This is a genomic window from Frankia sp. Allo2, from assembly GCF_000733325.1.
Lineage (GTDB): Bacteria > Actinomycetota > Actinomycetes > Frankiales > Frankiaceae > Frankia > Frankia casuarinae.
This window is the reverse complement of sequence record NZ_JPHT01000014.1, coordinates 94,397-115,125: the sequence shown is the minus strand read 5'-3', so window position 1 is coordinate 115,125 and position 20,729 is coordinate 94,397. Positions and strand designations below refer to the sequence as shown.

At 70.5% G+C, this 20,729-nt stretch carries 18 protein-coding genes; 9 read left to right on the top strand and 9 right to left on the bottom strand.

The genetic code is table 11. From position 1 onward, the window contains the following. The 3 genes from ALLO2_RS12115 to ALLO2_RS12100 form a co-directional block, all read left to right on the top strand. The coding region (locus tag ALLO2_RS12115; RefSeq protein WP_035732106.1) for a transposase at window positions 1-343 on the top strand (343 nt) is incomplete at its 5' end. Between the two features lie 86 nt (window positions 344-429). Continuing rightward, on the top strand, window positions 430-981 hold the full coding sequence (locus ALLO2_RS12110; protein WP_232235053.1) for a hypothetical protein: 552 nt from the start codon (window positions 430-432) through the stop codon (window positions 979-981). Window positions 982-2,626: 1,645 nt separating this feature from the next. Further along, window positions 2,627-4,537 (top strand): acyl-CoA dehydrogenase family protein, encoded by a 1,911-nt coding sequence (locus ALLO2_RS12100; RefSeq protein WP_011437427.1) that lies wholly within the window; start codon window positions 2,627-2,629, stop codon window positions 4,535-4,537. 68 nt (window positions 4,538-4,605) lie between these two features. On the opposite strand, the gene ALLO2_RS12095 is transcribed toward ALLO2_RS12100, so the two are convergent. Continuing rightward, window positions 4,606-5,028: a MarR family winged helix-turn-helix transcriptional regulator gene (locus ALLO2_RS12095; protein WP_011437426.1), complete on the bottom strand. Its 423-nt coding sequence runs from the start codon at window positions 5,026-5,028 to the stop codon at window positions 4,606-4,608. Window positions 5,029-5,115: 87 nt separating this feature from the next. On the opposite strand from ALLO2_RS12095, the gene ALLO2_RS12090 reads away from it, so the two are divergent. Continuing rightward, the gene (locus tag ALLO2_RS12090) at window positions 5,116-5,928 is read left to right on the top strand and encodes an alpha/beta fold hydrolase (RefSeq protein WP_035732102.1); all 813 of its coding nucleotides are present in this window, start codon (window positions 5,116-5,118) and stop codon (window positions 5,926-5,928) included. 91 nt (window positions 5,929-6,019) lie between these two features. Here the strand turns inward: ALLO2_RS12090 and ALLO2_RS12085 are convergent, their stop codons facing one another. Next, on the bottom strand, window positions 6,020-6,436 hold the full coding sequence (locus tag ALLO2_RS12085) for a Dabb family protein (protein ID WP_011437424.1): 417 nt from the start codon (window positions 6,434-6,436) through the stop codon (window positions 6,020-6,022). Then, a complete protein-coding gene (locus tag ALLO2_RS26395) occupies window positions 6,433-6,600 on the bottom strand; it encodes a hypothetical protein (RefSeq protein WP_162238922.1) in 168 nt (55 codons plus the stop codon). The genes ALLO2_RS12085 and ALLO2_RS26395 overlap by 4 nt, the downstream gene beginning before the upstream one ends. Between ALLO2_RS26395 and ALLO2_RS12080 the strand changes: the two genes are divergently transcribed. The 3 genes from ALLO2_RS12080 to ALLO2_RS12070 all read left to right on the top strand — a co-directional run bounded on the left by ALLO2_RS12080 (window position 6,551) and on the right by ALLO2_RS12070 (window position 11,837). Then, window positions 6,551-9,403, top strand: coding sequence for a LuxR family transcriptional regulator (locus ALLO2_RS12080; protein WP_084588407.1), 2,853 nt, complete (start codon window positions 6,551-6,553; stop codon window positions 9,401-9,403). The two genes, ALLO2_RS26395 and ALLO2_RS12080, sit on opposite strands and share 50 nt — an antisense overlap. A gap of 99 nt (window positions 9,404-9,502) precedes the next feature. Continuing rightward, entirely contained in the window at window positions 9,503-10,804 is a 1,302-nt protein-coding gene (locus ALLO2_RS12075) for a YncE family protein (protein ID WP_011437422.1), read from the top strand. A 151-nt stretch (window positions 10,805-10,955) separates the two neighbouring features. Then, a complete protein-coding gene (locus ALLO2_RS12070; RefSeq protein ID WP_011437421.1) occupies window positions 10,956-11,837 on the top strand; it encodes a MurR/RpiR family transcriptional regulator in 882 nt (293 codons plus the stop codon). A 127-nt stretch (window positions 11,838-11,964) separates the two neighbouring features. Here ALLO2_RS12070 and ALLO2_RS12065 read toward each other — a convergent pair whose 3' ends face one another. Further along, window positions 11,965-12,678, bottom strand: a complete 714-nt coding sequence (locus ALLO2_RS12065) for a VIT family protein (RefSeq protein ID WP_023840787.1) — start codon at window positions 12,676-12,678, stop codon at window positions 11,965-11,967. Window positions 12,679-12,950: 272 nt separating this feature from the next. Between ALLO2_RS12065 and ALLO2_RS12060 the strand changes: the two genes are divergently transcribed. Both ALLO2_RS12060 and ALLO2_RS12055 read left to right on the top strand, forming a co-directional pair. Beyond that, window positions 12,951-13,550 carry a hypothetical protein gene (locus tag ALLO2_RS12060; protein WP_023840788.1) on the top strand — a complete coding sequence of 200 codons (600 nt, stop codon included), beginning with the start codon at window positions 12,951-12,953 and terminating at the stop codon, window positions 13,548-13,550. 507 nt (window positions 13,551-14,057) lie between these two features. Beyond that, a complete protein-coding gene (locus ALLO2_RS12055) occupies window positions 14,058-14,393 on the top strand; it encodes a ferredoxin family protein (protein WP_011437418.1) in 336 nt (111 codons plus the stop codon). A gap of 269 nt (window positions 14,394-14,662) precedes the next feature. Here ALLO2_RS12055 and ALLO2_RS12050 read toward each other — a convergent pair whose 3' ends face one another. The 5 genes from ALLO2_RS12050 to ALLO2_RS12030 form a co-directional block, all read right to left on the bottom strand. Then, on the bottom strand, window positions 14,663-15,094 hold the full coding sequence (locus ALLO2_RS12050) for an Rrf2 family transcriptional regulator (protein ID WP_035732093.1): 432 nt from the start codon (window positions 15,092-15,094) through the stop codon (window positions 14,663-14,665). 215 nt (window positions 15,095-15,309) lie between these two features. Beyond that, window positions 15,310-16,068 carry an O-methyltransferase gene (locus ALLO2_RS12045; RefSeq protein WP_011437416.1) on the bottom strand — a complete coding sequence of 253 codons (759 nt, stop codon included), beginning with the start codon at window positions 16,066-16,068 and terminating at the stop codon, window positions 15,310-15,312. A 145-nt stretch (window positions 16,069-16,213) separates the two neighbouring features. Next, window positions 16,214-17,929: a HAMP domain-containing sensor histidine kinase gene (locus ALLO2_RS12040; RefSeq protein ID WP_035732180.1), complete on the bottom strand. Its 1,716-nt coding sequence runs from the start codon at window positions 17,927-17,929 to the stop codon at window positions 16,214-16,216. A gap of 13 nt (window positions 17,930-17,942) precedes the next feature. Next, window positions 17,943-18,740, bottom strand: a complete 798-nt coding sequence (locus ALLO2_RS12035) for a response regulator transcription factor (protein WP_035732091.1) — start codon at window positions 18,738-18,740, stop codon at window positions 17,943-17,945. A 93-nt stretch (window positions 18,741-18,833) separates the two neighbouring features. Beyond that, window positions 18,834-20,666, bottom strand: a complete 1,833-nt coding sequence (locus ALLO2_RS12030) for a bis-aminopropyl spermidine synthase family protein (protein WP_051875123.1) — start codon at window positions 20,664-20,666, stop codon at window positions 18,834-18,836. Window positions 20,667-20,729 lie beyond the last annotated feature (63 nt).

Here is a 20,729-nt window from a genome sequence, read left to right as displayed (position 1 = left end):
CGACCCGACGCGCTACGCCGACGCGAAGGCACGGAAGAACTACGCCGGCACGAGCCCGATCACCCGCGCCTCCGGGAAGAAGAAGACGGTCCTGGCCCGCTACGCACGCAACAACCGGCTCGCCGACGCGCTACATCAGCAGGCGCTCTCGGCCCTGAGCGCATCCCCGGGCGCCCGGTCGTACTACGACGCGATCCGCGCGCGCGGCACGTCGCACCACGCCGCGCTGCGCCAGCTCGGCAACCGGCTCGTCGGAATCCTGCACGGCTGCCTCAAGACCCACACCCCCTACAGTGAGGCAACCGCATGGACACAGAAAGCAACACTCGACGTCGCCGCTTGACAACGAAAACCATGGGATGTCTGACCGGGATCTGTAAACCGACGCTGCTCGACAGCGCCGAATGGNCCCNCCCCGACCCTGTGCCGGTGCCGGTCTGCGCCGAGCTGATGACCTACGTGCCGGACCCGCCCGCCACACCCGGGGATCAGTACCTGGGGCGGCCGCTCGACCTGTCCTCGGCGTGGCTGGCGGACCTGCGTGCATCGTTGGACGCGCTCTCCCGGCAGCCGACCGGGCGGGAGATCTGGGGAAACCGGATCGACCGGTACACCAACCTGCTGCACGCCGTGTTCGGTCGTCCTGCACCGGCCGATGCCGTGCCAGGGTGGGGCAGCACCGAACATCTCGACCTGCACTGGGGCAACGTCACCGTCCCGAACCTGATGATCCTGGACTGGGAGCACTGGGGCACCAACGTCGCCGGCTACGGCGCGGCCCGGTTGTACTGCACCGCCCTGGCCGTCCCTGACGTTGCCTCCCGGATCTACACCACGTTCGCGGACGTGTTGTCGAGCCCGTCCGGCCGGTACGCGATCCTCGTCAACGCCGCCGACATCCTCTCCGACTTCACCCACTACCGGGACGAGGTCGGGCTCTGCCCCGCCCTCCACCGGGTCGCCGCGGAGATCCTGTCCTGATGGCGCCGGAACAGTGGCGGGCTCATGCCCGCGCCCNGGCCGGCCAGGNGACGCATCCCNGCTCCCGCTGGCACGAGCAGATCGCCGACACCCCGCGGCATCTGCTCGTGCCGTCCTGGTGGGAACGTGACGGCGGAGCATGGATGCTGCGCCGGGGTCAGCTCGCCGGCGCCTACACGGACCGGTCGCTGGTGACCCGCGCCGGGCCGGCGCACGCCGACCACGCCAGCGCCAGTGACCGGCCCGAGGGGTGTCCGATGCCCGTTCATGCGCTGGCGCGGATCCCATCCGGGTGGCACCGGGGGCAAGGGGTGCCGCGGGGCCGGCCGGTGTCCGTCCGGTACGACGGGTTGGCCTGCATGACGGCCGGGGAGTGACCGGCGTCCCCACCGCAGGAGCCACACCACGCAGGCAGGCCCGTGCTGGCCGTACGGGGCGTGGGCGCAGACATCCACGCCGTCCATCCCGGTTCGGCGGTGTGCGTGGCTGCTGGGCGGCATTCCGGGCACGTCCCGTCCGGGTGGAACGTGGCCGTCGGGTGGGTGAGGCACACCAGCTTCGACGGGTCACCGGCCGGACCGGACGCTGTGACCCGGGCCTGCTCAGCCTCGAAGGCGCGGGCGGTCTCCTTCCGGCGCAGCGGGCGTCCACCCGGGTTCATGTCGACCGGCCACCCCGTAGCAGGGTCGATGTCCAGGCCGGTCATGCCACGCGGCTCGTGGATCGTCGCGTTCGGGTNGAAGCCGCGCCGCGGCCGGCTGTGGGCGCTGCCCGCACGCGGCGGGACGAACGTCTCCAGGAACCGTGTGGGCGCCGTCTCGACCGCTGTCCGCAGGTAGGCCACCGGATCCGACACAGGCCGCGGTGTGCCGTCCTTCGCCCGCAGGACCATCGCCACCCCCTTGCCGGCAAGGTCCCGGTCGATCGTCTGCCCGGTCACCGCACGGACCAGGTCGATCAGCGTCTGGACCAGGTCGGCACCGGCGGGTACGGCGGGAGCTGACTCCCCGCCTGCCTTGCTGCCTGTGGTGGAGCTGGCCGCGCTGGGGTCGGGAGAGGGCAGCGAGGGGCGGGGATCCGGCGGGTCGTCCTCCGCGGTGCTGGCCTCGATCGGGTCGGGCGGGGTGGTTTCTGCCCTGTGGTTGGGGTTATCCACATACGGACGTTCCGCTGACGGACCATCCGAAACCGGTAGTTCCGCTGGCGTGTTCGCATCACCACTCTCTGGCATGGCCCGGACCGCCAACGGAGCCCAGATCACCCGACCACCTGGACCCGGAACCCGTCTCCGAACGAGATGCCCGGAGGATTCAAGCTCCTTGAGAGCGGCGGCAACGACCCGCCGACCCCAGCCCCGGAACTCGCGCTCGACAGCGTCCGCGTTGACGGTGGCCAAGTACTCGGGTGTGTGGGAGAGAAGCCAGATCAGGATCATCCGCGCGTACCCGCTCAGCGTTGGGTGGCTGATGATCGTGTTGGGGATGGGGGTCCAGCAGCCCCGATCTACACCGCTCGGTGGGGCTCACCCAGCTCGTGCGGATGGGCGCGGTGCGGGTAGGAGTACGGGTAGGCAGGGACTGCATACCGCTGACGGACTGCATACCGCTGACGGACGGGATGCCGCTCACGGACGGGGAGGCGAGACATGGCGCAGGTGGGAGAACGGGAAGCGCGCAGGGTCGCCGAGGCGGCCCGGGAGGCCGAGTGGCGGCTTCCCTCGTTTGGCAAGGAGCTTTTCCTCGGTCATCTCCGGCTCGATCTGATCTCCCCGCACCCGCGGCCGAAGGAGGGCGACCGGCGGCGGGGGGAGGCGTTCCTGGCCCAGCTCGAGTCGTTCCTGCGGGAAACGGTGGACCCGTTGCAGATCGAGCGGGACGGGCGGCTGCCCGAGCAGGTGATCGACGGGCTGCGGCGGATAGGCGCCCTCGGCATGAAGATCCCCGAGGAGTACGGCGGACTCGGGTTGACCACCGTGTACTACAACAGGGCGCTTGAACTGTCCAGCTCGTGGCATTCGAGCCTGCCCACGCTGCTCTCGGCGCACCAGTCGATCGGCGTGGCCGAGCCGGTCCTGGGGTTCGGTACCGAGGAGCAGAAGCGGACGTATCTGCCGAAGGTGGCCCGCGAGGAGATCAGCGCGTTCCTGCTGACCGAGCCCGATGTGGGCAGCGACCCGGCCCGGATGAGCAGCCAGGCGGTGCCGGTCGAGGGCGGCGCCGCCTACGAGCTGAGCGGCCGCAAGCTGTGGACCACCAACGGTGTGATCGCCGATCGGCTGGTGGTCATGGCGGTCGTCCCGCGCTCGGCCGGTCATCGCGGTGGCATCACGTGTTTCATCGTCGACGCCCACGCACCCGGCGTGAAGGTGGAGCACCGCAACGAGTTCATGGGTCTGCGCGGCATCGAGAACGGGGTGACCAGCTTCGAGCGGGTCCGGGTCCCGGCCGCGGACCGCCTCGGGCGGGAAGGCGATGGGCTCAAGATTGCCCTGACGACGCTGAACACCGGCCGCCTCGCCCTGCCGGCGACCTGCGTGGGCGGCGCCAAGTACGCGCTGCGCATCGCCCGGGAATGGTCGCGGGACCGCGTCCAGTGGGGCCGGCCCATCGGCCAGCACGACGCCATCGCCCAGAAGATCGCGTTCACGGCCGCCACCACGTTCGGGCTGGAGGCGATGCTGGAGCTGTCCGGCCTGATGGCCGACGAGGGACGCGGGGACATCCGGATCGAGGCTGCCCTGGCCAAGCTGTATGCCAGCGAGATGGCCTGGCTGATCGCCGATGAGCTGGTCCAGATCCGCGGCGGCCGCGGGTACGAGACCGCCCAGTCCCTGGCCAACCGGGGGGAACGACCGGTACCGGCCGAGCAGATGCTACGCGATCTGCGCATCAATCGGATCTTCGAAGGCTCCACCGAGATCATGCGGTTGCTCATCGCGCGGGAGGCCGTGGACACCCACCTCGCGGTGGCCGGCGACATCATTTCCCCGGACGCGCCGGTCGCGGCGAAGGCCCGCAGCGCCGGACGGGCGGCTGCCTTCTACGGCCGCTGGCTGCCCGGCCTCGCCGTCGGCAGTGGGACGTCGCCGCGCTCGTTCCTCGAATTCGGCCGGCTCAGCACGCACCTGCGCTTCGTGGAGCGCTCGGCGCGCAAGCTCGCCCGGTCGACCTTCTACGGGATGGCTCGCTGGCAGGGCGGGCTGGAGAAGAAGCAGGCGTTCCTCGGGCGTCTCGTCGACATCGGCGCCGAACTGTTCGCCATCAGCGCGGCGGTCGTGCGGGCCCGGATGCTCGACGAGGAGGGCGAGCCGACCGCGACCGACCTGGCCGACCTGTTCTGCCGGCAGGCGCGACGCCGGGTCGAGGCGTCCTTCGCGGCGCTGTGGCGCAACGACGACGCCCGCAACTACACGGCGGCGCAGGAGGTGCTCGCGGGCCGCTTCAGCTGGGCCGAGTCCGGCGTGATGGACCCGAGCGGCGAAGGGCCGTTCCTCGCCGCGGAGCGGCAGCGGGCGGTCCCGACTCGACCGGCCGTCGACCTGCTCGCCGCGGGCTGACCATGTGCGCCTCGCGTGATCATGCCGGGCAGGCGGCGCGGCACCAGAGGGCTTGGGCCGGCCTTCCACTACGCGGTCGGGTCGGGCCCGAGGGCCGCGTCCAGGAGCGCGCCCAGCTGGTCGAGTTGGTCGGCCGACAGGGCGCGGAACGAGGAATCGAAGACGGCGTCCACGGCGTCCTGGCCGGCCGCGCGCAGCCGCGCGCCCTCCTCGGTGAGCCGGTGTCGCACGGCACGGCCCGGCCCCGGAACCCGCTCGATCAGCCCGCGGGCGGCCATCCGGGCCGCCAGGGAGCCGAAGGACTGGTCGGTTTGGAACGTCAGCACTGCGAGGTCGTGCAGCGATGCGTCCGGGTGCCGGTGCAGGTGACGCAGGGTGTCCCACTGCGCGAGTGAGAGTCCCAATGGTGCCAGCGCGCGGCTCAGCGCGCGGTGATGGCGGTACTGCAGGCGTTTGACGGACAAGGCGACGTCCGCGGTGCGGTATCTCACGGCCTGAGCCTAGCGCGTCGAGTAAGGTTGCTTGTATCATGAAGCTGATATAAGGTTACTTATATTCCTGTCAATAAGAGAGGAATCATGAGTACTCCGATCATGGCCGGCTCCCTCCGGCCCACCCACACCCACACCCACACCCACACGCTCCAGGTCGGCTCCGCGGGAGCGGTCGAGATCACCGTCCAGGACCGCGACCGCACCCGGCCGTTTCTGCTCCTGCACGGTGGAGGTGGCACGGTCACCATGACCGGCTTCGCCGATCTGCTCGCCGAGCGCACCCACTCCCGGGTACTGCTGCCCACTCACCCCGGCTTCGGCGGTACGCCGAAGGCCGAAGCGCTGACGGGAGTCATCGAGCTCGCCCGGATATATGTAGCGATGATCGAGCAACTCGACCTCACGGATGTGACCGTCGTCGGCAACTCCTTCGGTGGGTGGCTCGCTGCCGAGATCGCCTTGCAGCAGAGCCCCCGGGTCAGCGGCGTGGTGATCATCGACGGTATTGGTATTGACGTCGACGGCCATCCGATGCTCGATGTCCGCGGTCTCTCGCCTACTGAGATCCGGTCGTTCTCCTTCCATGACCCGAGCAAGATGCCTGCTTCGCCGGGTACCGGCGATGCCGGGCCGAGCCCGGATGTGCGAGCGCTGGTCGGGTACACGGGCCCGGTCATGTCGGACCCGACGCTGGCCGAGCGGCTGGGTGGTCTCGACATCCCAGCCCACGTTCTGTGGGGCGAAAGTGACGGCATCGTTGACCCGGAATACGGCAGGGCCTATGCCGCCGCGATCCCACTGTCGACGTTCACGCTGCTGCCCCGGTCCGGCCACCTGCCGCAGGNCGAGACGCCCGAGGAACTGCTTGGTGCACTGCTCGACGTGGGCAGTTACTGACATCCCAGCTGAACAAGGGAGAACCATCCATAGGTTCGGTGTTGGACGTCAGGGGCTCGGCGGGCCACGGTGTCTCGATTCGTCGGAGCGGTCAGTAGGCGTGCGTGCCGGGAGCGCTGCTGCCGGTGTAGGAGGCAAGACCGGATACCAGCTTCGCGAGGGCGGGGTCCTCCTCGTAGCGACGCTTGTGCAGGGCGGCGATCTTCTCGGCGATCTCCGGGTCCTTGTGGTCGGTGACGTCGAACGACACGAACGTGTCGACCAACGGGAGCCCGATCTCGTCGGTATGCCGGTGGGCGGGGTGCTTGAGGTACTCCCAGTATCCGTCGAGGTCCTCGATGACATAGGTCGCGCCCCACGCGAACTCGCCGCCGACGTCGCGGCCGACCACGAACGAGGTCACCGACGGGATGACACGACCTTGGTTGCGCAAGCTCTCGACCGCTTCTTCCACCTTGTCTGCCGGGGCGTCGGGGCGAAGGGTCATGCGGACCGTGTGGTAGATCATCGGGTGTCGTCCTTTCCTAGATGGGGTGAACGGATCAGCAGTGCCGCGGCGATCGCGCCCGCGAGGGCCGCGATCCCGGTCCAGGTGAAGGCTCCGGCGACGCCGGAGACCTCGATGCCGCCGCGAGCACGGTCGCCCGAGCGGCGCGCGTCGGGGACTCGCACAGGTGGCCCGTGGTCATGGACACCGGGACTCCCGCCGTCGAGTCGGGTAGTGGCTCGACACGAGGCTCGCACTGGTCCGGCACCGCCCGCGTCGGTGAAAACCACCTACATCGGCGCGCATACTGTTCCCGTTGTGGGGACACCGGTCCGGACGTTCGTCGGCAGGGGCGAGGAACGCCGCAGGCTCGAGGTGCTGGTCGCGGGCGCCAAGAACGGCGAGGGCGGGGTGCTGGTGCTCCGCGGCGAGGCCGGCATCGGCAAGAGCGCTCTGCTCGACCACCTGCGGCGCTCGGCGCAGGGGATGCGGGTCATCGAGGCGACCGGATCCCAGTTTGAGACCGAGCTCCCGTTCGCCGCGCTGCACCAGCTGTGCGTCCCGNCCNNGGGCGNCCTCGCGNCNCTNCCCCCGCCACACCGCGCGGCACTGGAGGCAGCGTTCGGCCTCGCCGACGGCACACCAGAGATGTTCCGCATCGGCATGGCGGCCCTGGAACTGCTGGTCACCGCGGCGGGGTCGGAACCGGTGCTGTGCCTCGTCGACGAGGCCCACTGGCTCGACGACGCATCGACACGGATACTGACGTTCCTCGCGCGGCGCATCTCGGCCGAACCGGTGGCGATGGTGCTAGCCGCACGGCACGGACTCGACGAGCTACCGAGCGTCGAGGTGACCGGGCTGGCCGACGACGACGCCCGCCGGCTGCTGGTGGACACCCGCGCCACGCTGGACGAGACCGTGCGGGACCGCGTGCTCGCCGAGGCCAGGGGCAACCCGCTCGCGCTACTCGAACTGCCCGGCGCCGGCGGCTTTGCCCTGCCCGACGCGTCCTCGGTGCCCAGCAGGGTCGAACGCAGTTTCCAGGATCGTCTCGTGCCCCTGCCCGAGGACGTGCGATTGCTGCTGACCGTGGCTAGCGCCGACCCGACCGGTGACCCCGGCCTGCTGTGGGCCGCCGCCGAACGACTCGGTGTCGGCCCGGCGGCCGGCGCGCACGCCGAGGCGTCCGGGCTGGTCGAGCTCGGCCCGCGCGTGCGGTTCTGCCACCCGCTCGCCAGGTCCGCGGTCTACCAGGCCGCCGCCGTCGAGGACCGCCACGCCGCGCACCAGGCGCTCACCGAGGTCACGGACCCGGAACGGGACCCCGACCGGCGGGCCTGGCATCGCGCGCAGGCCGGTGCCGGCCCCGACGAGGACACCGCCGCGGAACTGAACCGTTGCGCCACCCGTGCCGCGGCACGTGGGGGAGTGGCGGCTGCCGCGGCGTTCCTCGCGCGGGCCGCTGCCCTATCCCGTGACCCCGCGCGCCGCACCGAACGCACACTCGCGGCCGCGCAGGCCCACCTCGACTCCGGTGCACTCGACGCGGCGGACGGCCTGCTCACCGCGGTCACGGTGGACGGGACCGACCCCGTCGCGCTGGCCAGGGTGGAGCTGATGCGCGGGCGGATCACGTTCGTGCGCCGGCGCGACGGCGACGGTCCGGCGTTCATGCTGCGCGCGGCCCAGCGCCTCGCCGCGACCGACCCACGGTGGTCGCGGGACTGCTTTCTCGACGCCGTCGAGATGGCCCTGGTCGTCGGCCGGGCCAGCGGGGTCATGGACATGGTCGTCGAGGCAGCGCGCTCGGCGCCGCCGGCATCGGGCCCGCCGGACCTCCTGGACGCGCTGCTGCGGCTGGCGACGGAAGGACACCACGCGGCGGCGCGGCCGGTCCGCGAGATCCTCGCCTCCCGTCCACAGTGGACACGGCGACCGGCGCTCGCCGGGATGCTCGCCGTGGAGCTCTGGGACGCCGAGGCACACGGCGTGATCACCGACTGGGTGCTGGCCTCCGCCCGAGAGTCGGGGTCGCCGCTCACGCTCCGCCTCGGTCTTGGCATGGCGGCGGCCGGCGCGGTGCACACCGGTGACTTCGCCGCCGCCACGTCGGCGATCGCCGAGGAGGAGGCGGTGGCGGACGCGGTCGGGGTGGAGCCGCTGGCGTATCCGCAGCTGCACCTCGCCGCCTTGCGTGGCCGGGAGGCACAGGCGCGGGCGGTGATCGACAGTTTCACCGCCGAGGCGACCGCGAGCGGCACCGGGCAGACGATCGCCAACGCCGACTGGGCCACGGCCGTCCTGAGTAACGGCCTCACCGACTACCCGGCGGCACTTGCCGCCGCCGAGGCGGCCACCCGGCACGGCGACCTGTTCGTCGCCGCGATCGCCCTGCCGGAACTGGTCGAGGCCGCGGTCCGCTGCGGCGAGCACGAGGTGGCCCGGTCGGGTTCGGTATCGCTCACCGAACGCACCGAGGGCAGCGGCACACCGTGGGCGCTGGGCGTCGGCGCCTACACCCGCGCACTCGTCACCGGCGACGAGGACGACTTCGCCGCGGCCATAGGTCACCTCGAGAAGAGCCCGCTCGCCCCGTATCTGGCCAGGGCGCACCTGCTCTACGGCGAGTGGCTGCGCCGCCAGGGCAGGCGACGCGACGCCCGCCGGCAGCTTCGTACCGCCTACGACCGGTTCGCCGACATCGGCATGGCGGCCTTCACCGACCGCGCCGCCGCCGAGCTGCGTGCGGCCGGCGCCGACGTGCGCGGCCGCACGTCGGGCAACACCGACGACCTCACCGCGCAGGAGACCCACATCGCCCGCCTGGTCGCGGACGGCGCCACGTCAAAGGAGGTCGCGGCACGGCTGTTCATCAGCCCCCGCACCGTCGACGCCCACCTGCGCAATATCTTCCGCAAGCTCGGCATCACGTCCCGTCGCCAGCTCCGGGACCTGCCCGCACTGCGTACCCCCACCGCCAGATGAGTGTGAGCGTGCCGCGTACCGCGGAGTCCTGGTGGGTCGAGCTGGACGGCCGCGCCGTCGATCGTGGCTTCGCCCGCTCAGGCCTTCTACTCTGGCCGCATGCCGGAGGGGTCGACAGCGCAGCGCCGCCAGCCGGGGACCAGGTCCCGGCGGCGTGGTCTGATCATGTTGGCCGGGTTGGCGGCCCTGGTGGTCGCACTGCTAGTGGTGTGGCTGATCCGGGTCAGGAGCGACCAGGCTACGGGGGCCGGTGCCGCCCGCCCGCCGGGTTCCGTTCCCGCGCCGGGCCGGGGAGCCGACTCTGCCCTGCCCCGTGGCGATGGCGGCGTCGTGGACGTGTACGCGCACGCGCGTGCCGGGATGCTGAGCCCGGTGGTCCGCGACGATCCGCCTCTCGTGTACGTCCCGAACCTGCGCGACGGCACCGTCACGGTCATCGACCAGCGCACGCTGCGGGTCGTGGACACCTACGCCGCCGGCCGCGAGCCTCAGCATGTGGTCCCCTCCTGGGACCTGCGGACCCTGTGGGTGAACAACAACCGCGGCAACAGCCTGTCACCGATCGATCCGCGGACCGGTCGGCCCGCCGGGCCCGCGGTACCGGTCGCGGACCCGTACAACCTGTACTTCACCCCCGACGGGGCCAACGCGATGGTCATCGCCGAGGCGAACCACCACATCGACTTCCGTGATCCGCACACGTTCGCCCTACGGCACAGCCTGGACGTGGGCACGGCCTGCGCGGGCGTCAACCACGTCGACTTCTCCGTCGACGGCTCCTATGCGATCGCCACCTGCGAGTTCGCCGGACGACTCGTCAAGATCGACATCCCGCGTCAGCGGGTCATCGGATATCTGGACCTCGGCCGGGACGCCGCTCCACAGGACATCAAGATCGATCCGGCCGGCCGGATCTGGTACGTGGCGGACATGAACGCCGACGGTGTCCACCTCGTTGACGGGGATCGCTTCACCAGGGTCGGTTTCGTCCGGACCGGGCCGGAGACCCACGGCCTGTACCCGAGCCGCGACGGCCGATTCCTGTACGTCGCCAACCGGGGTGGCCACATGGACTCCATGAAACCGCCGTTCCCGCACTCCGGCGACCAGGGCTCGGTCTCGGTCATCTCCTTCGCCACCCGGACCGTCGTGGCCACCTGGCCGATCCCCGGTGGGGGAACCCCGGACATGGGCAACGTCGATGCCAACGGCTCGCGGCTGTGGCTGTCCGGCCGCCGCAGCAACGTCGTGTACGTGTTCGACACCGGCGGGCCCGGAGGNTCGGAGCCGAAGGCCGGCCGGCTGCTGGCTCGGATCCCCGTCGGCCGTGAGCCGCACGGTCTCGCGGTCTGGCCGCAACCCGGTCGCTACTCCCTCGGCCATACTGGGATCATGCGCTGAGGGTCGGACGAGCTCGGGGCCCCTCATCCTGGCCGGGAGCGACCGGGTTGACTGAAACGGATTTTCATGATCTCTTCTACTGTAGAAGATTCATTCTTGGTTTACCTTTGGGTATCTGACCGTTGCGCCTACGCGCTTAGCGTGACGTGTCGTGACTAGTGACGTGACTGTGAGGGTCGAGGGCGACGCTGCCGCGCCCGCCGTGTTGGAGCGCATTCGGGCTTTGTCGGCGTCGTTGTCGTCGGCGGAGCAGCGGGTGGCGCGGCAGGTCCTCGCGGACCCGGTTGCGATGATCCACCAGTCGGTGAGCGAGCTGGCGCAGGTGTCGGGAAGCTCGCCGGCGACGGTGGTGCGGTTCTGCCAGAGCCTGGGGCTTCGGGGCTACCAGGAACTCAAGCTGGCGCTGATCCGGGAGACGCTGCCGGTGGAGCGGCAGCTGGTGGACGAGGTGTCCGCGGCCGACGGCCCGGATGAGATTGCCGGGAAGGTGCTCGGCGGGGCGGCGAGTGCGCTGACCGAGGCGGCGCGGGGGATCGACGGTGGCGTGCTGGCGGCGATCGCCGACCTGGTCGTCGCCGCGCCGCGGACGTTGTTCGTGGCGGTGGGGACGTCGGCGCCGCTGGCGATGGATGCCGCCTACCGGCTGACCACGGTCGGGGTCGATGCGCGGTTCGCCGGGGATGCGCATGTGCAGCACGTCACCGCCCGGATGCTGGCGGCGGGTGATCTGTGCGTTGCGGTCAGCCACACCGGCTCGACGGCGGAGACACTGGCGGCGATGCGGGCGGCCGTGGACGCCGGGGCGCATACCGCCGCGATCACGAGCTTTGCCCGGTCACCGTTGACCGAGCTGGTGCGGCACGCGGTGGTGGTGGGCAGTCGGGAGACGGCGTATCGCATCGAGGCGATGACCAGCCGGATCGTGCACCTGTCGGTGCTCGACGCCCTGTTCGCCCTCGTGGTGGTGCGCAGCCCGCGCAGCCCTGGCGCGCTGGCGATGACCGCCGACGTGATCGTCGAACACCGGATGTAGCCGCCTACCAGACCCGGCGGCGCCGGTGCCGACGGTCCATGGTTCGCCCCCGCGTCCACCGAGGAACGGTATGAGCCCGCGGACCAGCGGTGGATCGGTGGTGGGCAAGGTATGTCCCGGCGGTCGGTCAGCCGCCGGCCGCATCGGTGATCAGACCGACCAGCGCGGTGACCAGCATGGCCGCGGCGCCGCCCAGCACGACGCGCAGGGTCGGACGCAGCAGCGCCATACCGGCGGCCCGCGCGGCGAGTATGCCCGCGACGGCGAGACCGATCACCGTAACCACGACGACGAGCATCAGGCGGCCCGCCCCCGCCGGGGCCGACATCCCGAGGAACGGCACCAGCCCGCCGGCCGTGAAGCTGCCCGCCGACGCGACGGCGGCCTGGACCGGGCGCGCCCGGGTGGCCTCACTCTGGCCGAGTTCGTCGCGCAGGTGCGCCTCCAGCGCACCCCGCTCGGTCAGTGTCACGGCGACCTGCGTGGCGAGGTCGCGCGGAAGGCCGCGCCGCTCGTAGATGCCGACCAGCTCGGCAAGCTCGGCCACCGGGTCGGCCGCCAGCTCCGCGCTCTCCTTGGCCCGGTCCGCGCGTTCCACGTCGGCCTGGGAGCTCACCGACACATACTCCCCGGCCGCCATCGACATCGCCCCCGCGGTCAGACCCGCGATCCCGGCGGTCAGGACCGCGCCGGTGGAGGCGCCGCTCGCGGCGACGCCGACGATGAGACTGGAGGTGGAGACCAGGCCGTCGTTCGCGCCGAGGACGGCCGCGCGCAGCCAGCCCGAACGGTTCGTGCTGTGCCGCTCCCGGTGCCGCCGCACCGCACCGAATGTCGCCATGGGGGCATTACAGCACGGTGTTGACGATCGGCATCGTCTCGGCGGCTGTGGCACAACTGTGACAATCACCCGTTCCACCAGGTGACCCGGCCTGTTCGCGCCCGGCCGAGATCGCGGCGATCAGCATGGCACACTCAACGGATCAAGAATCATCTCTGCCTGTTCCTCGAGGTAGACCGCTGGGAATCCGCTGATGAACGGCAATGATGGACAATCAAGGCTGACAGCGATCGCGCGACGTGGGATTGGTGACCTTGCCCCGACATCGTCCGATGCGGCCGGGACCGCGCACCTCGTACGAGGAGAGTTGGCTGGCCGGTGCGGAACTCGGTGAGGCGCTCACGCGCGGATGGCGTCCGCGGGCACAACCCGTGCAGATCGCGCTGGGTGCGGGTGAGGCCGTGCTGGCCCAGGCACCCGTCCGCGTCTGGCAGTACATCGGCCAGAACGTCACCTACAACCAGGGGTGGTTCGTCGCCTTCGGTAGTCCCCTTCTACTCGGTGCGTCCCTGCTCGGCAGCGCCCTGTACAACGGCAGCCAGCGCAGGCGCGCCGAGGCGCTCGCCGCGGTCCAGTGGCGCCCTGTCTGCCAGGGGCATCTTTTTCTGACGAACTGGCGCCTCGCGCTGGCGCTCACGACCGGCTGGATCGATATCGGCTACCCGTACCTGCGGGCGTCCGGCGTGGACGGCGACAGCATGGTCATCATGCTTGCCGGCCAACCCCCCGTCCGACTGCAGGTGTGGCCGGCGCACTGGTTCTTCGTGCTCATGAGATTCCTCGCCTACGGCGAGATCGTCCGGATGGAAATTCCGTCCCACCTGCAACGAGCGACTGCCCCTCGGGCCCTCGAACCTCCGTCTGGATCTTGAATCCCCGCCCGGACGGGGTCTGGAGAACGCCGGTGACGTCGCATGATCAGCGTCCTTCCCGGAGTGTGATCAGTGGGTACGCCCGATGGGTACGGCCGGCGGGTACCGGCGTCCGGATTTTTCCCGGGGGCTACCCCGCTAGCCCGCTAGCCCGCTACCCCGCTGCCTCGTGCCGGGTCGGTACCGTGATGGCGTCCTCCGGGAAATGTTGGCGGGTATTCAAGCGTGATTCGGGTCAAGATAATGTTATTGATAAAAATATCTTTGAGATTTTCCTTCGAGTGGATTTCGGGGATATCCATGAGGCCTGCCTCGTGGATAATTTGTTTACATGCCGTTCACGGTGCACGACCTGCCGGCGCCCCGCGAACCTATACCATTAATTCGGGTTCGCCGCACGGCCATCCGTCTCGGTCGAAACCAGCCGAGAAGCAGTCGGAGGCCAGCCATGAGATTGACTGCCGTCNGGATGTGGTCCGGTATGGTCGATCGGAAGTGAGGGCTCTCATGCCATTTGTCATCACCGCCGCGTGTATCGATGTCAAGGACGGCTCCTGCCTGGAGGGGTGCCCGGCCGATTGCATCTACGAGGGTGACCGTAAGATGTACATAAATCCGGATGAGTGCACGGAGTGCGGCGCCTGCGCAGTGTCCTGCCCGGTCGGCGCGGCCATCAGCGACGACCGTGTTCCCGCGAAGGACAAGGAGTTCATCGAAAGCGAGGCGCTGTTCTTCAGTGCCGTCCTGCCCGGTCGGGACGCGCCGCTCGGCGAGCCGGGTGGCGCCACGAAACTCGGCAAGATCAAGGCTGACACGCCCTTCATTGCCGCCTACGGAAACTGACGAGGGTGACCTCGGGTATTCGCCGGGGCGGAGCACGATAAAGCGGAGCAGTAGCGGGAAAAACGAACCGAGGGAATGTGCGGAAGGGCCGGTGCTGGCGGGCCTCGGGTCCGAGGCGCCGGCCTGACGCCGAGACGTTGTGGGGGGATCCCTCCCGTAACCGGCCTGCGTTCCAGGCGATTCTATCCCGCAGGTCCGACGGAACGGGGGGGTCCGCTCGTCCAGCCCCGGATAGTTCCAGGGTGTTTCGTGGNGGGCGGGGCCGGGTGTCAGCGGACCGGTGGCGCGAGGGAGCGCAGGAGTTCACCGGCGGGTTCGTCGGTGAGCTCGGCGAGGGTCACCTCGTCGAGCGTGACCAGGAAGTTCTCCTGGGCTCGTCGCAGGAGGGGGCGCAGTCGGCAGGCGCATCGCAGCGGGCACGGGGGACCGTCGCAGGAGACGAACTCGTCCGTGCCCTCGAGGGCACGGACGATGTGCCCGACGGTGACCTGCGTCGCGCCTGGGGCGAGCAGTNCCCCGCCGGTGCGCCCGCGCACGGTGACCACGAGGTCGAGCCGCTGGAGGCGTTGCACGATCTTCGCCATGTGGGTGAGCGGAACATCGAGGGCTTTCGAGAGGTCGCGGACGGTGAGGCGATCCTCCCGGGTGGCCGTGAGCATAAGCGCCCGCAGCGCCAGGTCGGTCGACTGGGTCAGGTGCATGGGAGCGCGCCTGTCGAGGTGACGGTCACCCGACCATCTTGCCTTCTACTCTTCGTAGAAGATTGTCCCGACGGCACCTGCGTCCCACGGGTGCCGCCTGCCGAGGTCAGACCTCGGCGGGAGCGCGGCCGGGGGNGTGACACCGCGCCGGCACTGGCCGGCACCGGCCGGTGCCGGTCTCCTCATGGCGACCGCGGACCCCCGGCCGGGGGAGCCTATACGGGTGTCCGCGGCGAGGGCAGTTTCCGGACGATGGTCAGTCCGTCCGCAATGGGCAGCATGACAACCTGTACCCGGGAGTCGCCGGCGAGAAGCTCGTTGAACTGTTTGACGGCGACGACAGCAGGATTGTCCGAGTGGGAGCGCACCACGTGCCCATACTGCAGCACATTATCGACGATGATGACCCCGTTCGGGTTCATCCGGGGAAAGAGAAGCTCGTAATACCTCCTATACGAGGTCTTGTCCGCGTCGATGAACGCCAGGTCGAAGGTGGGTTCTTCGGGGAGCATGCCGAGACTGTCCGCCGCCGGTCCGAGGGCGAGGTCGATGTGATCGGAAACACCGGCCCGAGCCCAGTACTGGCGGGCGATCGAGGTCCATTCCGCGCTGATGTCCAGGCAGAGAAGTCGGCCGCCGGGGGGCAGACCCCGTGCGATGCACAGCGCGGAATAGCCGGTGAAGGTACCGATCTCGACCGCGCGGCGCGGGGCGATCGAGGCCGTCAGGATGGTCAGGAACGTCCCCTGCTCGGCCGGTACCTGCATCTCCGCCTCGGGGAGCGTCGCCGTCACGGCGGAGAGCGCGTCGAGGATCGGATCCGGAGGTGAGCTGTGCTCCGTCAGATAGCTGTGGATCGGATCGGCCAGATAGGCTGATTTCAATCCCTTGCCGTTTTTTGCGCCTTCGCGGCGAAGCGTGCCGACGCCGGTTGTCGCGACTTCACGAATCTTCTGTGCCGGACTTTTTGCCATGATCAGTGGAACTCCATCCCTGGTGGCTCAGTTCGAAAATAACTGGCCCGGGGCGCATTGTGGTTACGGACCGCTCCTCGGCTCGGAAAGAACCAGTAAAGATCATCTAGTTAATCGGGAGTCCGGTGAAGCCGTTGTCCGGTCGTCACGGCCTGTCGTCGGCCATGGCGTAATCTGTCGTGACGTAATCCACTACTTCCAGTAGTTCGTGGATGGTGGCCGATGTCCGCCGAGGGCCCGGGCCGTCCGTGCCCCCAGAACCCGGCGTGGCCGCGATGCGGGTGCCGCCCGCCGCGTCCACGGATCTCTGCGCGGGTGCCGGCCGGGCGGCCGTCGGCCGTCGGTCTGGATGTGTCCGGGGCAGGTCAAGGACGACGCACAGACCCCCGTTGTCACCCTCGGCCAGAGTGACCGTCCCGCCGTCGGCGGTCGTCAGGGCATGCACGATGGCGAGCCCGAGGCCGTTCCCGCGCCGATCGGCCCGGCCGGGCACCTCTCCTCGCTGGTCGGCTTCTCGCTGGTCGGCACTGAGGTTGGAGCTGAACCGGCGGAAGGCGGCGGCCCGCTGCTCGGCGCTCATGCCGCGTCCGCTGTCGGCGACCGTGAGCCGCGTCATGCTTTCCGCCGTCATGGTGCTCTGCGGCCCGGTGACGTTCATCTCGTCCAACTCGTCCGCGGCGCTCCCCGTCCCGAGGCCCGCCTCCGCGGTGCCTCCGGCGCCCACCNGGCGTGGCTGGGCCGGTGGGTTCGTCCCGGACGTGACGCTGACCCGGCCGCCGGACGGGGTGGCCTCCAGCGCGTTGCTGAGGAGATTGTCGAGGATCTGCTCCAGGTGCCCCGGGGTGCACTGGACGACCTGGTCCGCGTCGACGTCGCAGGTCAGCGTCACTCCGGCGGCGGCTGCGACCGGTCGCCAGATCAGGCATCGTTCCTCGGCGACGACCGCGAGGGGGATCGGCTGGGTCGGGATCGGCGCATGCTCGGCCCGGGAGACCGCCAGCAGCCCGTCGACCATCCGGGAGAGCCGGTGCACCTCGACCAGGGTGCCCGCGACCTCGTCGGTGGTGTCCGCGTCCACGTCCTGTTGCAGCAGCTCCAGGCGCAGGCGCATCGCCGTCAGCGGGGTGCGGATCTGGTGGGAGACGTCGGCGAGGAACCGGCGCTGGCTGTCGACCAGCAACTGGAGCCGTCCCGCCATCGCGTCGAACGTCGTGGCAAGTTTGCGTGCCTCGGGCGGGCCACCGACGGCTCTGGCCCGGATCGTGAGATCACCGGCACCGAGTTCGGTCGCTGCCTGCTCGAGCCGGCGCAGCGGCCGGCCCACCCAGCGGGCCAGCAGTATCGAGATCCCCAATGCGGCCAGCGTGACCAGGACGCCCGCGAGGGCGATCATCGTCCACCGGTGGATGATCGAGGCGCGCAGCCCGGCATCGCTGCGCGCGACGGCCAGGATGCCGACCAGACCCTGCGCGTTGGACACCGGAGCAACAAGGATCATCCGGTGTCGATTGGCCGCGTTCGGGTTGATGACCACGTTCTCCCGGCGGGCCCGATCCAGATCCCAGCCCATGATCGGGATGTCGTCACCGGTGTCGGCCACGGGCGTACCGTTCGGGTCGAACAGCCGGAGCTCGTCCGGTGGCACGGCCGTACTGTCGCGTACGGCGGCGGGCAGCGGGGCCGCGCCGGCGGACAGTCGCCGCCACTTCACCTCGGCGCAGTAGGCCTGCATCGCGGCCGTGAGCCGCAGGCCGAACAGCGCCCGGTCGTGACGGGTGGCGTCGAGCCCCATCGGGACGCACAGGCCGACAAGCAGCGCCGTCGTGAGCGCGAGCTGGGCGGCCAGGATGCGCCGGGTCATTGGATGTGCCGGGTCATCGGCCGAGGGGTGGCGCGCTCCGGTCACCGGGGGTCGGATCGGCGCCGGGTGTCGGCGGCCCGCCCAGGCGGAAGCCGACCCCGTACACCGTTTCGATCAGTTCGGGAATCCCGAGCTTGCGGCGGATCGCGCCGATGTGTACGTCGAGGACCTTCGATGAGCCGAACCAGTCGCCCCAGACAGCGGTGAAGATCTCCCGTCGGGTCCGGACCCGGCCGGGATCGCGGGCCAGNAAGGCCAGCAGATCGTACTCCCGCGCCGTCACCTGGACCGGACGGCCGTCGACGGAGATCCGCCGGCTGCGCCGGTCGAGGACGAGCGGTCCGTGCCGGACCACGTCGGAGCTCTCACCGGTGGCCCGGGCGGCGCGCCGCCGCNCCGCCCGTATCCGGGCCAGCAGTTCGGCGAATCCGAATGGTTTGACCAGGTAGTCGTCGGAACCGAGGTCCAAGGCCTCGACCCGGTCCGCCTCGTCCCCCCGAGCCGTCACCACGATCACGGGGGTGTCCCCGCGCTCGCGGATGCGCCGGCACACCTCCGCGCCGTCGATGTCGGGCAGCCCCAGGTCCAGGAGCACGAGGTCGGGCGGGGACACGCCCTCGACCCGGGCGAGCGCGGCCTCCCCGGTCCGCACCCGGTCGGCGGTGTAGCCGGCCCGGTCCAGACCGCGCACGAGCTGGGTACCGAGGCCGTCGTCGTCCTCGACCACCAGTACCCGGGCGCCGGCGGGATCGGGATGCCGCTGCAGGTCTGATGCGTGTGCTCGGGAGCCGTTGCCTGCAAGCGTCGCCATAGCATGACAGTAGGCGGCGCCGGGCGCGTCCGGCCGCCGGCCCCGCGGGTGCCACCGCGATTCCGCCGTCGCCAGCTCCGATTCCGTCAATATCTACTCGTTTCGCAGCGTCTGCCCATTTTGCCGGATCCAGCCCGGTCTCACCGGCTCGGCCGGCAGCGTGTCGCCGGACGACACCGCGGCGAGGATTCCCTCGAGGGCGTGCCGGGGAAGATCGATCAGTCGGGCGGCCAGCAGGTCGGGATCGCGCGCGGCCCGGGTCACGGCGGCCCGGGCGTCGCGCTGGGAGAGCGTGCGCCCCGAATCCTCCCGGACGATCCGGATGAGCCCGTCCCGCCAGACGTTGCCGATCTTGCCATGCGGGCGGTCCAGCAGCCACCGGGCGAGCCGGTCGGCGGGGGCGAGCGCCGCCGGGCCGACGGCCGTGAACGTCACGAGCCGCAGGTCCCCGAGGTCCCGGGCGGGGGTGGCGGTCCACTTCGCCCGCAGCTGCCGCAGCGGGTCATCCTGGGCCCGCCGGCGGCGGACGCCCAGATCGGGATGATCGGAGGAGACGACGACGGCGAGCCGGTCCGCGTTGACCGCCAGGAGGAGCCTGGTCAGCCAGGGGCCCGGATCGTCCGACAGGTCGGTGGCCACGCTGACCGTTCCGTCCTCGGTTGAGGCGCCGGGGCCGGTCGAGGAGCCGGGGCCGGTCGAGGCGAACGCGGGCAGCCCCCGGTCGAACACGGTCGCGAGACGCACGTGGACCGCGTCGNCCTCCCGCCGCTCGCCAACGAACACGGCGCGACCCGCCGGGCCGGTGGCGAGGAAGGCGGCCACCGCGTCGAGGACCGGGGCAGTCAGGCGCGTCGGCCGACTCTGCGTGGACTGCCGGCCCCGGGTGTAGATGGCGGCCGTCGCGGTTGTGGCCGCCGTGGCCGAGCGGTCCAGCTGCTTCCAGGTGGCCGGGGTCGGCTGGCAGACGTACATGTCGGCTCTGGCGCCCACCGCCTCCGCGCCCTCGTAGACGTGGAAGCCTGGCCAGATGGCCTCGAACACGAAGCCCTGATCGATCAGTGCCCGCTGCACCTTCCAACCCAGCGTCGGTACCCGGTCGCTGAACCCGTAGGCCAGCAGGACGCGACCATGTTCGCGGTCCGCGAGACCCTGCGCGCCGCGCCCGGTGAACAGCGCCACGCCCTCCGGGGTGTAGGGCGGATCGGTGAATGCCAGATCGGCTGTGCCCACCACCGCCGGCGGCAGGCCGAAGCGCAGGTCGGCGTAGAGGCACCGCAGCCGGACGTCCAACGACCGGGCCGAGCTGTCCAGGTAGGCGAGCAGCTCGTCGTCGATGTCGACGACGGTCACGGTGAGCCCGTCGATCAACGAGACCGCCGCCAGCGAGGTGAGATCATGATCACCTATGCACAGCAGATGCGCGCCGCGCAGGTCGTAACGCGTCCGCAGCCAGACGGCCCGGCGCACGACGGTCGTCGCCGTCGCGGGTACGTGGTCGAGGTCGGCCCGCGGTCGGGGCGCGGCAGCGATGAGATCATGCATGGTCGTGACCAGCGGACCGTGGCGGGTGATCACGGCGGCGAGGGGATCGAGCGGAGTCTGTCCGCTCAGCTCGTCATAGCGGATCAGGCCGCGGTAGCGGTCGATCGACGCGGGGCGCAGCACGTGACGCCCGTCGGGGCCGGTCCGCAGATCGTCGCCGAGGCTGGCGAGGATCTCCTCCACGCTCCGTCGGGGCAGGCCCGAACTCTGGACCAGCTGGCGCAGGGTGCGTGGCTGCTCGGTCAGCGCCGCCACCGCCGCGCGAGGCGCCCGGGCATGCACCCGGTAGCCCGCCAGCAGGGTCGCCAACGACTCGCCGGATTCGGCCGGACCCGGCGCCCGGCCCGGGTGATCCGGTCCTGACAGGGTATGTGGAGGGGACACGCAACCAGCGTCGCACCTGCGGCGGACACACGATTCTACCGGTCCCGCCGAGGCCAGCTAATC

Excerpts from the sequence above, each read along its gene's own strand:
- ALLO2_RS12055 (WP_011437418.1), top strand. The coding sequence starts at position 14,058 with ATGCCATTTGTCATCACCGCCGCGTGTATCGATGTCAAGGACGGCTCC.
- ALLO2_RS12065 (WP_023840787.1), bottom strand. The coding sequence starts at position 12,678 with ATGGCGACATTCGGTGCGGTGCGGCGGCACCGGGAGCGGCACAGCACG.
- ALLO2_RS12085 (WP_011437424.1), bottom strand. The coding sequence starts at position 6,436 with ATGATCTACCACACGGTCCGCATGACCCTTCGCCCCGACGCCCCGGCA.
- ALLO2_RS12060 (WP_023840788.1), top strand. The coding sequence starts at position 12,951 with ATGCGGCCGGGACCGCGCACCTCGTACGAGGAGAGTTGGCTGGCCGGT.
- ALLO2_RS12100 (WP_011437427.1), top strand. The coding sequence starts at position 2,627 with ATGGCGCAGGTGGGAGAACGGGAAGCGCGCAGGGTCGCCGAGGCGGCC.
- ALLO2_RS12045 (WP_011437416.1), bottom strand. The coding sequence starts at position 16,068 with ATGGCAAAAAGTCCGGCACAGAAGATTCGTGAAGTCGCGACAACCGGC.